Below are 11,794 nucleotides of genomic sequence, written 5' to 3'. Positions count from 1 at the left end.
CCTGTGCTGCAGGTTTCGGCGGTCTGACTTCGTAATACCGCAAAACCCATGACAGGAAAAAGTACTTTGACGCTTTTTTGAAGTTTATTTTTCAGGATGACGAATAGCACTAGCCGAGTGCCATGTACCCCGTTAAAGTCGGAAGTCCGCCTGCATCGAAATGTCGTAGCAAATCACCCCGAAAAGACCCCATCACCAGCAAAGCCGGGCACTTCATCGAAATGCCTCGCGACACTCCTGCCAACCCAAGCCACTCTGCGTCGTTGCCTGCAATACCATCGGCAATGCCACCCGCGCCTTGTCCTGGGTGTCATGAAACACGATCACGCCTTTGCGCCATAGCAGCATCAACGTCAGCACCCGTTGCGCCGACTCATCGGCCTTGAGCTTGCCCGGCTCGTCCTGGGAATCGATGTCCCATAACGCCACCTGCAAACCCTGTTGCTGGAAGAAGCCCTGGCTGTCCGCACGGCGCTGCCCATAGGGCGGACGGAACAGCGGCACATAGTTTTCCGGCAGCAGATTCTGCACCAGCGCTGCGCTGCGGGTGATGGAGCTTTGCCAGTCAACCCAATGGCTATGGGAACGGTATTGCCACCCCTGGATACCCACGCACTGCCCCTGATACAGCGCCTGCACATCCGAGACAGAACTGCGCTCCACACGGCTTTGCAAACTGCTGCCAAGGGCGAAGAACGCGGCGTTCATCTTTTGCTTGCGCAGGTAGTCGGTCAGCCAATCGGTATTACCGCCCATCAACGCCGGGCCACCGTCGAAGGTCAGCAGGAACATGCGATCGTTGAGCTCGTCGCCATTGCGCTCATGATCGCCAAAGCGCGCCACTTCACTGCTGATCTGCGGAAACAGCGCAGCCTTGCGCAGCAGCTCATCCAGATAGCGCTCATGAAAGTGCCGACTGGGGGCAGCCCAGCCTATATAGAAAGAGTTGTCACTGACCTCGAACTTGCCGGCCTGCTCGCGCAGATCGTCCATGTTTTCCACCAGGTAGCAGAACGAGGCATCTGCTTCGCAGCTCTGCTGGGCGAATGTGTAGTTCTCCAACAGCCGTTGCCAGAGCTGGCGACGCAGGTCATCGATGGCGGCCAGGTTGATGATCTTCAGCCCCAGCCGTTGCTTGAGCGCCGCGTCGTCCAGGGCTTCGCTGGCGAGCAGGCCATGGGCGAACATCAGGATCTCCGCCCGCGAAGCCACATCGAACAGCGCCGGGCTGGCGAGTTTTTCCGGCCAGGTACCACGGTCCAGGCTGGCGACATCCACCGGCGCGGCCTGGGCATTCAGGCACAGCAGGCAAGCGGACAATAAAAGCGCTAATCGCACACGGGGTCTCCCTCTACAGAGTTACCGCCCATCATAGCGGATCGCATCTATCGCCATCATAGGTGGAGTCAAAACGCCCCAACCCCTAGAATCTCGCCCACAATTCCAGGAGCCAACTTCATGCTGATGGTGATTTCCCCCGCCAAAACCCTCGACTTCGAGTCCAAGCCGGTCACTGCGCGCTTCACCCAGCCGCAGTACCTGGACCACTCCCAGGAACTGATCGAGCAACTGCGCGAACTGAGCCCGGCGCAAATCAGTGAGTTGATGCACGTCTCCGACAAGATCGGTGGCCTCAACGCCGCGCGCTTCGGCAGCTGGACGCCGGCCTTCACTCCGGCCAACGCCAAGCAGGCGCTGCTGGCGTTCAAGGGCGATGTGTATACCGGCCTGAATGCCGAGACTTTCAGCGAGGCCGATTTCAGCTATGCCCAGGACCATCTGCGTATGCTCTCGGGCCTGTACGGCCTGCTGCGTCCGCTGGACCTGATGATGCCGTATCGCCTGGAGATGGGCACCAAGCTGGCCAACGCCCGCGGCAAGGACCTTTACGCGTTCTGGGGCAAACGCATCAGCGAATGGTTGAATGAGGCCCTGGCCGAACAAGGCGACGATGTGCTGCTTAACCTGGCCTCCAATGAGTACTTCTCGGCGGTCAAGCGCACAGCCCTGAACGCGCGGATCATCAACACCGAGTTCAAGGACCTGAAGAACGGCCAGTACAAGATCATCAGCTTCTACGCGAAGAAGGCCCGGGGCATGATGAGCCGTTTTGTGATTGAAGAACGCATCAACGACCCGGCCAAGCTCAAGCAGTTCGATGTGCAGGGTTATCGCTTCAATGCGGAGCAATCCAAGCCGGATAACCTGGTGTTTTTGCGCGATCACGCACCGGAATAAGGCCTGTACAGCCACCAACATCAACTGTGGGAGCTGGCTTGCCTGCGATAGCGGAGGGTCAGCCGACTCACATGTCGCTGATACACCGCTATCGCAGGCAAGCCAGCTCCCACATTTTTTGCCTGCATTCCACCCCATCAATCGTCATTTATTTGGCGCCAGAAAAACATCCAGACACAACCCTAACGATTTCTTCACTCGACACCCGTCGGTTTTTTTCGTAGTGGCACCACTTTTTTTAAACGGTAGTGGCACAAAACTATCCCCTCGCACCAACTCCCCATAACTACTGGCCTAAATAGCAAGTGCTATCAATATAGTACCAGTGCCATCTTTTCTAATATTTCAAAAAATTTCGGGAAAGGGGATGAGTGGCCCGGAACTTCGTCCTGAAGCACCGCTCATACCACCGGTAACGAAATTCTCTGCTTACGTAAGAGATGACTTACATAGCGACCAACGGAAGTAGCCAAGTTGTCATAAAGCACTTTGGTTCTATGGTCATAACATCAACTGATCGAGTTAAGGGTGGCGATAAGTACGCATTGCTATCCCCTGCAGGCCAAGGCAGCGCTGACCTAAATGAGCCCGTGCAAACACACAAGGCATTGATAAAAAAGGCATTTTGCCTGCATCAAAACCTTGCCGCACCGGCGCCGGAGCCTTCCTCCAAGGAAGCACGGCTGCATTTCAGGGCAAGCCCCAATAATAAGGCCTCGTTGCGCACAACTTGAGTGCAATAGTTAGTCACTCGTTATTCAACATGCCTGCACGCGGTAAGTCGGCGTCTATTCGCCTAACTTTCGCGGCATCAGTGACGCTTGCAAACATGAACTCCGGCCATTTAATGGCATGAATTAAACAAAGAGGTAATTGCGATGCGCATCAGCATATTTGGTTTGGGTTACGTTGGCGCAGTGTGTGCCGGTTGCCTGTCTGCCCGTGGCCACGAAGTGGTCGGCGTAGACATTTCCAAGGAAAAGATCGACCTGATCAATGCCGGTAAGTCGCCGATTGTTGAACCGGGTCTGGGCGAGCTGTTGAGCCAGGGTATCCAGACGGGCCGACTGCGTGGCACTACCAACTTCGCCGAGGCGATTCGCGATACCGACCTGTCGATGATTTGCGTCGGCACGCCAAGCAAGAAGAACGGTGACCTGGAACTGAACTACATCGAGTCGGTATGCCGCGAGATCGGTTTTGTGCTGCGTGACAAGACCACCCGCCACACCATCGTGGTGCGCAGCACCGTACTGCCGGGCACTGTCGCCAACGTGGTAATCCCGATCCTGGAAGATTGCTCCGGTAAGAAAGCCGGCGTCGACTTCGGCGTTGCGGTCAACCCCGAATTCCTGCGTGAATCCACTGCCATCGCCGACTACGACCTGCCACCGATGACCGTTATCGGCGAGTTTGATAAAGCCTCCGGCGATGTGCTGCAATCGCTGTACGAAGAACTCGACGCGCCGATCATCCGCAAGGACATCGCCGTTGCCGAAATGATCAAGTACACCTGCAACGTATGGCACGCCACCAAAGTCACCTTCGCCAACGAGATCGGCAACATCGCCAAGGCCGTCGGCGTTGACGGTCGTGAAGTGATGGAAGTGGTCTGCCAGGACAAGACCCTCAACCTGTCCCAGTACTACATGCGCCCAGGTTTCGCTTTCGGCGGTTCGTGCCTGCCCAAAGACGTGCGTGCCCTCACCTACCGCGCCGGCTCCCTGGACGTGGAAGCACCGCTGCTCAACTCGCTGATGCGCAGCAACGAGTCCCAGGTACAGAACGCCTTCGACATCGTCTCCAGCCACGACAAACGCAAAGTTGCGCTGCTGGGTCTGAGCTTCAAGGCCGGCACCGATGACCTGCGTGAAAGCCCATTGGTAGAACTGGCGGAAATGCTGATCGGCAAGGGCTACGACCTGAGCATCTACGACAGCAACGTCGAATACGCCCGCGTGCACGGCGCGAACAAGGACTACATCGAAGGCAAGATCCCGCACGTGTCGTCCCTGCTCAACTCGGATTTCGATGATGTGATCAACAACTCCGACGTGATCATCCTCGGTAACCGTGACGAGAAGTTCCGTGCCCTGGCGCATAACGCTCCGGAAGGCAAGCAAGTGGTCGACCTGGTGGGCTTCATGTCCAAGGCCACCAGCGTGAGCGGCCGTACCGAAGGTATTTGCTGGTAACAGCAACGGCAAGTTTCAGGCTGCCAGTGGCTTTATCCCCAGCGCTTGCAGCCTGAAGCCTCCTCACCTTGCGGATGACGCTTATGTCCAAGTTAAAACATGTATTTCTGCAATCGGCCGGCTGGCTGTTCTTTCTCAGCCTGCTGATGGGGCTCGCCCTGCTGTTGCCGGCGAGTACCTTCGATTCGCAATCGAAGAATTTTATTTTCCTGATTGGCGCTGTGGGTATCTGGCGCTACTCGATGGGTGCGACGCATTTCTTTCGCGGCATGCTGTTCCTGTACGTGGTGTACCCGCACCTGCGCCGCAAAGTGCGCAAGCTGGGCAAGGCCGCCGACCCGTCCCATGTGTTCCTGATGGTCACCAGTTTCCGTATCGACGCGCTGACCACCGCCCAGGTCTACAGCTCGGTGATTCGTGAAGCCATCGACTGCGGCTTTCCCACCACCGTGGTGTGCTCGCTGGTGGAAATGTCCGATGAGCTGCTGGTCAAGAGCCTCTGGGAAAAGCTCAACCCGCCGGCTCACGTCAAGCTCGACTTCGTGCGCATCGCCGGTACCGGCAAACGCGACGGCCTGGCGTTTGGTTTCCGCGCCATCTCCCGCCACCTGCCGGACGATCGCGCCGTGGTGGCCGTGATCGATGGCGACACCGTGCTCGCCGAAGGCGTAGTGCGCAAGACCGTGCCGTGGTTCCAGCTGTTCGGCAATGTCGGTGGCCTGACCACCAACGAATTCTGCGAAGTGCGCGGCGGCTACATCATGAGCGAGTGGCACAAGCTGCGCTTTGCCCAACGCCACATCAACATGTGCTCCATGGCCCTGTCCAAGCGCGTGCTGACCATGACCGGGCGCATGTCGGTATTCCGCGCCAGCGTAGTGACTGACCCGGGCTTTATCGCCGACGTGGAAAGCGACTCGCTGCAACACTGGCGCCTGGGCCGCTTCAAGTTCCTCACCGGCGATGACAAGTCCAGCTGGTTCAGCCTGATGCGCCTGGGCTACGACACCTTCTACGTGCCGGACGCCGCCATCAACACCGTGGAACACCCGCCGGAAAAGAGCTTTATCAAGGCCAGCCGCAAACTGATGTTCCGCTGGTACGGCAACAACTTGCGCCAGAACTCCCGTGCCCTCGGCCTGGGCGTGCGTCGCCTGGGCCTGTTCACCAGCGTGGTGCTGTTCGACCAGCGCGTGTCGATGTGGACCTCCCTGCTCGGCCTGACCGTAGCGATGATTGCCACTTTCAAGTACGGCGGCGCCTTCATCCTCGCCTACCTGCTGTGGATCGGCATCACCCGCCTGATCCTCACCCTGCTGCTGTCGTGCTCCGGCCACAAGATCGGCCCGGCCTACCCGCTGATTCTCTATTACAACCAGATCATGGGCGCGTTGGTGAAGATCTACGTGTTCTTCCGCCTTGATCAACAGTCCTGGACCCGCCAGGACACCAAACTGACCCGCGATTTGGCCAGCTTTCAACGTTGGTTCAACACCTGGTCGTCTCGGACCATGACCTTCTCCGCCGGCAGCATCTTCGTTGCCGTGTTGCTGATGATGGTCTGACCCTGCCAAGCCTGAATTAACTAGGAAATCGAATACTATGAACAGCCAAGTAAACGCCAACGTTGTCCACGAATCCGAAGCCCAGCGCCAACACGCCCGGGTGAAAATCCCGGCCAAGCTGCGCTTCTTCAACAGTGACCGCACGCCGACCGAAGCAAAGGTTATCGACCTGTCCGCCGGCGGCCTGGCCTTCACCGCCACCCAGCCGCTCACCATCGGCCAAGTGCACAAGGGCCGCCTGCAGTTCGTGATCGACAACCTCGGCCTGGCCATGGACGTGGAGCTGCAGATCCGCTCCTACGACCGCCAGACCGGCCGCACCGGCTGCCAGTTCCAGAACCTCGATGCCCAGGATATTTCTACCCTGCGTCACCTGATCACTTCGCACCTGTCCGGCGACATCGTGACCATGGGCGACGTACTCGCGACCCTGCAACGCGACAACTTCACCAAGGCACGCAAGGTCAAGGACGGCGGCAGCGGCATGACTGCGTTCGGTCGCCTGCGCGCCGTGACATTCAGCCTGGCGATCTTTTTGGTCGGCCTGGCGGCCTTCGGCTTTGTGGTCAAGTCGCTCTACGGCATGTACTTCGTCAGCCACGCCCAGGCCGGCCTCGTCAGCGTACCGGGCATGAACGTGACCATGCCCCGTGACGGCACCGTGCAGAGCCTGCTCAAAGGTGATTCGGTTGCGGCCAAGGGCGCGCCACTGGCGACGTTCAGCACCAGTATGCTCGACGTACTCAAGGGCCACCTGGACGAAGACCAACTGCAACCGGCCAAGGTTGAAGAGCTGTTCGGCAAGCAAATGACCGGCACCCTGACTTCGCCGTGCGACTGCGTGGTCGCCCAGCAACTGGTCGCCGACGGCCAGTACGCCAGCAAGGGCGATGTGATCTTCCAACTGGTGCCACGCGGCAGCCAGGCCAATGTGGAAGCGCGCTTCAGCTATCGCCAGTTCGGTGATGTGCGCCCAGGTACCCCGGTGAGCTTCCAGGTCGCCGACGAAGAACAGGTTCGCACCGGCACCATCGTCAGCAGCACCAGCCTGAACAGCGCCGACCTGTCCTCTGACATCCGTGTGCAGATCAAGCCCGACGCACCGCTGGACAGCACCTACGCCGGCCGCCCGGTGGAAGTCACCAGTGACCGTGGCCCATCGCTGAACTGGCTGATCGACAAAGCCATGGCTCACGGTCTGTAAGCGAGGACATGCCTGTGAACTCTATTCCAACAACACCGCTGACCTCTGTGGGAGCCGGGCTTGCCCGCGATGCAGGCGACTCGGTGCATCAGTGGCACCGCAGCGATGCCATCGCAGGCAAGCCAGCTCCCACACAGAGCAGATTTCACCTGGCCTCTGCGTACTGCGCGCTGGCACTGGCCGTAAGCCTGGCCGGTTGCGCCGGCCTGCCCGACCAACGCCTGGCCAATGAAGCGCTGAAACGCGGCGACACCGTCACCGCCCAGCAGAATTACCAGCAACTGGCGGAACTGGGCTACAGCGAGGCCCAGGTGGGCCTGGCCGATATCCAGGTCGGCACCCGCGACCCAGCGCAAATCAAGCAGGCCGAAGCCACCTACCGTGCGGCCGCAGACACCTCGCCCCGCGCCCAGGCACGCCTGGGTCGCCTGTTGGCGGCCAAGCCGGGCGCCACTGAGGCCGAGCACCATGAAGCCGAAAGCCTACTGAAAAAAGCCTTTGCCAATGGCGAAGGCAACACCTTGATCCCGCTGGCGATGCTGTACCTGCAATACCCCCACAGCTTCCCCAATGTGAATGCCCAACAGCAGATCAGCCAATGGCAGGCGGCGGGTTACCCGGAGGCCGGCCTGGCCCAGGTGCTGCTGTATCGCACCCAGGGTACCTACGACCAGCATCTGGATGATGTGGAGCGCATCTGCAAAGCCGCGCTGAACACCACCGATATCTGCTACGTCGAACTGGCCACGGTCTATCAGAAAAAACAGCAGCCGGAACAACAGGCCGAACTGCTCAAGCAAATGGAAGCAGGCGTAAGCCGTGGCACCGTCACCGCCCAGCGCGTCGACAGCGTCGCCCGCGTACTCGGCGATGCCACCCTCGGTACCCCGGACGAGAAAACCGCCCAGGCGTTGCTGGAAAAAATCGCCCCCGGCTACCCGGCGTCCTGGGTCAGCCTGGCGCAACTGCTCTACGACTTCCCCGAACTGGGCGATGTCGAGCAGATGATGAAGTACTTGGACAACGGCCGCGCCGCCGACCAGCCACGCGCCGAATTGCTGCTGGGCAAGCTCTACTACGAAGGTAAGTGGGTGCCCGCCGATGCCAAGGCCGCCGAGGCGCATTTCGAAAAAGCCGTGGGCCGTGAAGTGGCCGCCGATTACTACCTCGGCCAGATCTACCGCCGTGGCTACCTGGGCAAGGTTTACCCGCAAAAAGCCCTGGACCACCTGCTGACCGCAGCGCGCAACGGCCAGAACAGCGCCGACTTCGCCATTGCCCAACTGTTTTCCCAAGGCAAGGGCACCAAGCCCGACCCATTGAACGCCTATGTCTTCAGCCAGTTGGCCAAGGCCCAGGACACGCCAGAAGCCAATGACCTGGCCACCCAGCTCGAAGCGCCGCTGACGCCTGCGCAACGCGCCGAAGGCCAACGCCTGGTGCAACAGGAACTGGCCGCCCGCGGCACCCTGGCCCAAAGCACGCTGCAACTGCACGCCCTGCAAGAAGAAGACGGCGAGGAATCCCTATGAAGCTCAACCCATTCGTCAAGGCCGGTATCGGCCTGTCCTTCGCCCTGCTGTGGTCGTGCCCGACCCTGGCCGCGCTCACCGAAGCGAAGAACTTCGGCCTGGAAGTCAAAGCCACCGCGCAGTCTGAAGATGACCGCGACCTGGGCACCCAGAAAGGCGGCGACGTCAACGGCATCGGCCTCGACCTGCGCCCCTGGATCTACGGCGAAAGCGGCGCGTGGAGCGCCTACGCCATGGGCCAGGCAGTGGTGTCCAGCGACATCATCGAGACCGACACCCTGCAACAGTCGGCCGATGACACCACCGAGCAGCAGTCGAGCAACGACGACCGCAAGGCCAAGAAAAACTACCTGGCCCTGCGTGAGTTCTGGGTCGGCTACAGCGGCTTCACGCCCTACCCCGGCGAGATCCTCAAGTTCGGCCGCCAGCGCCTGCGCAATGACGACGGCCAGTGGCGCGACACCAACATCGAAGCGTTGAACTGGACCTTCGACACCACCTTGCTCAAGGCCAATGTCGGCGCCGCCGAACGCTTCAGCGAATACCGCACCGACCTCAAGGAATTGTCGCCGGTCGACAAGGACCGCCAGCACTTCTACGCCGACGCCGCCTACCAGTGGACACCGGGCCAGTGGATCGGCCTGCGCGGCCACCACACCCACGACGACGGCAAGCTCGACTACGCCGAACCGGGTGTCGCCAGCGACCCGTTGGACAAGCGCGAAAACGGCGACCTGACCTGGCTGGGCATCGAAGCCAACAGCGACGCCTACAACTGGCGCAACACCAACACCGTCAACTACTGGGCGAGCATCACCGGCATGAAAGGCGACCGCGACAAGGTCAACGCCTTGAACGCCGACGGCAGCCGCCCCACCTCCGCCAAACGCAGCGATGACGTCAGCGGCTGGGCCACCGATATCGGCGTGCGCCTGCGCCTGGATCCGCAGTGGCAAGTGGGTGCCGCGTACTCGCGCGCCAGTGCCGAGTACGAACAGAACGGCCTGCAAAGCAACCGTTCGAATTGGACCGGCACCCAGTCCCGCGTGCATCGCTTCGGTGAAGCGTTTCGCGGCGAAATGAACAACATGCAGTCCATGAGCCTGTTCGGTTCCTGGCAGCTGCGCGAGGACTATGACGCCAGCCTGGTGTACCACAAGTTCTGGCGCGTGGACGGCAACAAGCCGGTGGGCAGCAACGGCATCGACGCGGTGCAGAACAACACCGATGACGTCACCGGCGCGATCCTCTCCAGCACCTCCCTGCCGTTGGAAGACGGCAAGAAAGACCTCGGCCAAGAAATGGACCTGGTGGTCACCAAGTACTTCAAGAAAGGCTTGCTGCCAGCGGCGCTGAGCCAGTCGATCGACGAGCCTTCAGCCCTGGTGCGTTTGCGTGCCGGCGTGTTCAAGCCCGGCGATGCCTATGGCAGCCAGGTCGACTCCTACATGCACCGCGCGTTTGTCGACGTGGTCTGGAAATTCTGATGGGAGCCTGCGCCATGAATGCTCAAAGCCTACTCGTCGCGGCAATGCTGATGGCCAGCGCCACAGCGTTTGCCGATACGGCGGCCAAGGCGCCGATCATCGCCAAGGAACTGCAACAGGCCAAAACTTACACCATCTCCAGCCCGCCCACCGCGCCGCTGGAAATGGCCAAGCCGGCGCTGCCCGACCTGTCGGGCTACACCGCGCAGGCGATGGAAAAGAAAATCGTCAAGACCAAGGCGGGCAAAATCAGCATCCGCCGCATGATGCAAGAAGACGCGCTCAAGGACTTTATCGGCGGCGATAACAAGATGGCCGAATGGGTGGTGCGCCAGCATGGCATTCCCCAGGCGATCTTCGTCGACGACGGCTACATGAACCTCAAGGACCTGCTGGGCAAAGTGCCCAAGCAGTACTTCAGCGAAACGTCGCCGGGTGTGTTCCTGGCCAAGTTGCCGATCGTGGTGGGCCGTAAAGGCATCCTCGATATCGACAAAAATACCCAGGAACTGCGCCTGTCCCAACAAGCCGGTTCGTTTTTGATCAACGACGGCCAGCTGTTCGTGCGTGACACCAAGGTCACCGGTTGGGATGAAAAAGCCAACGGCCCGGCGCTGTTCAAGTCGGCCAAGGAGTTCCGCCCGTTCCTGCTGGCCTGGGGCGGCACCGAGACCTATATCTCCAAGACCAAGATGGCCAGCTTCGGCTACGCCAACAGTAAGTCCTACGGGGTGAGTATTTCCCAGTACACGCCGAACATGGCCAAGGTGCTCAAGCGCCCCGAGCCGACCGGTTGGATCATCGACTCCGAGTTCTCGGACATGTGGTACGGCTTCTACTGCTACGAGACCACAGGCTTTGTGATCAAGGGCAATACCTACAAAGACAACATCGTCTACGGCATTGACCCCCATGACCGTTCTCACGGCCTGATCATCGCGGACAACACCGTGTACGGCACCAAGAAGAAGCACGGCATCATCATTTCCCGGGAAGTGAACGACAGCTTCATCTTCAACAACCGCAGCTATGACAACAAGCTTTCGGGCCTGGTGATCGACCGTAACAGCGTGAACAACCTGATCGCCGACAACGAGATCTACCGCAACCACACCGACGGCATCACCCTCTATGAGAGCGGCGACAACCTGCTGTGGGGCAACAAGGTGATCAGCAACCGTCGCCACGGGATCCGCGTGCGTAACAGCGTGAACATCAAGCTCTACGAAAACACCTCGATGGCCAACGGGCTGACCGGCGTGTACGGCCACATCAAAGACTTGACCGACACCGACCGCGACATCGCCCTCGACCCGTTCGACGCCAAGGTCTCGCTGATCGTGGTCGGCGGTGAACTGGCGGGTAACGGCAGCGGGCCGCTGTCCATCGACTCGCCGTTGAGTATCGAGCTGTATCGCGTGTCGATGCTGGCGCCGACCAAATCCAGCGGCATCAGCTTCTCCGGCATCCTGGGCGACCGCCAGGAAGAAATTCTCGACCTGCTGGTTCGCCAGCAGAAAGCCGTGCTGATCGACCCCGTCGAACGCCAGACCGAATTGCAGGACTGAGGATG

The 11,794-nt window shown here is 60.0% G+C and carries 8 protein-coding genes; 7 read left to right on the top strand and 1 reads right to left on the bottom strand.

Annotation, left to right across the window (positions count from 1 at the left end; translation table 11 throughout):
- Window positions 1-213 precede the first annotated feature (213 nt).
- Complete coding sequence (locus BT199_RS07260; protein WP_014717012.1) at window positions 214-1,338, bottom strand: polysaccharide deacetylase family protein; 1,125 nt, start codon at window positions 1,336-1,338, stop codon at window positions 214-216.
- Window positions 1,339-1,458: 120 nt separating this feature from the next.
- On the opposite strand from BT199_RS07260, the gene yaaA reads away from it, so the two are divergent.
- From yaaA to algG, 7 genes are all read left to right on the top strand, one after another.
- Entirely contained in the window at window positions 1,459-2,238 is a 780-nt protein-coding gene (gene yaaA / locus BT199_RS07255) for a peroxide stress protein YaaA (RefSeq protein ID WP_072434205.1), read from the top strand.
- An 878-nt stretch (window positions 2,239-3,116) separates the two neighbouring features.
- Complete coding sequence (locus BT199_RS07250; protein WP_014717010.1) at window positions 3,117-4,433, top strand: nucleotide sugar dehydrogenase; 1,317 nt, start codon at window positions 3,117-3,119, stop codon at window positions 4,431-4,433.
- A gap of 83 nt (window positions 4,434-4,516) precedes the next feature.
- A complete protein-coding gene (gene alg8, locus BT199_RS07245) occupies window positions 4,517-5,998 on the top strand; it encodes a mannuronan synthase (protein ID WP_003188740.1) in 1,482 nt (493 codons plus the stop codon).
- A gap of 37 nt (window positions 5,999-6,035) precedes the next feature.
- On the top strand, window positions 6,036-7,202 hold the full coding sequence (locus tag BT199_RS07235) for an alginate biosynthesis protein Alg44 (protein WP_014717008.1): 1,167 nt from the start codon (window positions 6,036-6,038) through the stop codon (window positions 7,200-7,202).
- 110 nt (window positions 7,203-7,312) lie between these two features.
- The gene (gene algK / locus BT199_RS07230) at window positions 7,313-8,734 is read left to right on the top strand and encodes an alginate biosynthesis TPR repeat lipoprotein AlgK (protein WP_050585619.1); all 1,422 of its coding nucleotides are present in this window, start codon (window positions 7,313-7,315) and stop codon (window positions 8,732-8,734) included.
- Entirely contained in the window at window positions 8,731-10,221 is a 1,491-nt protein-coding gene (locus BT199_RS07225) for an alginate export family protein (protein ID WP_014717006.1), read from the top strand. The genes algK and BT199_RS07225 overlap by 4 nt, the downstream gene beginning before the upstream one ends.
- A complete protein-coding gene (gene algG, locus BT199_RS07220) occupies window positions 10,221-11,789 on the top strand; it encodes a mannuronan 5-epimerase AlgG (protein ID WP_072434204.1) in 1,569 nt (522 codons plus the stop codon). The genes BT199_RS07225 and algG overlap by 1 nt, the downstream gene beginning before the upstream one ends.
- The last annotated feature ends 5 nt before the right edge of the window (window positions 11,790-11,794 follow it).

The sequence above is a fragment of the Pseudomonas sp. NFR02 genome (assembly GCF_900119375.1).
Taxonomy (GTDB): domain Bacteria; phylum Pseudomonadota; class Gammaproteobacteria; order Pseudomonadales; family Pseudomonadaceae; genus Aquipseudomonas; species Aquipseudomonas paracarnis.
Note: the sequence above shows the minus strand (reverse complement) of the source record. Positions and strands in the feature narration are given on the sequence as shown.

Excerpts from the sequence above, each read along its gene's own strand:
- yaaA (WP_072434205.1), top strand. The coding sequence starts at position 1,459 with ATGCTGATGGTGATTTCCCCCGCCAAAACCCTCGACTTCGAGTCCAAG.
- alg8 (WP_003188740.1), top strand. The coding sequence starts at position 4,517 with ATGTCCAAGTTAAAACATGTATTTCTGCAATCGGCCGGCTGGCTGTTC.
- algG (WP_072434204.1), top strand. The coding sequence starts at position 10,221 with ATGGGAGCCTGCGCCATGAATGCTCAAAGCCTACTCGTCGCGGCAATG.
- BT199_RS07225 (WP_014717006.1), top strand. The coding sequence starts at position 8,731 with ATGAAGCTCAACCCATTCGTCAAGGCCGGTATCGGCCTGTCCTTCGCC.
- BT199_RS07235 (WP_014717008.1), top strand. The coding sequence starts at position 6,036 with ATGAACAGCCAAGTAAACGCCAACGTTGTCCACGAATCCGAAGCCCAG.
- BT199_RS07250 (WP_014717010.1), top strand. The coding sequence starts at position 3,117 with ATGCGCATCAGCATATTTGGTTTGGGTTACGTTGGCGCAGTGTGTGCC.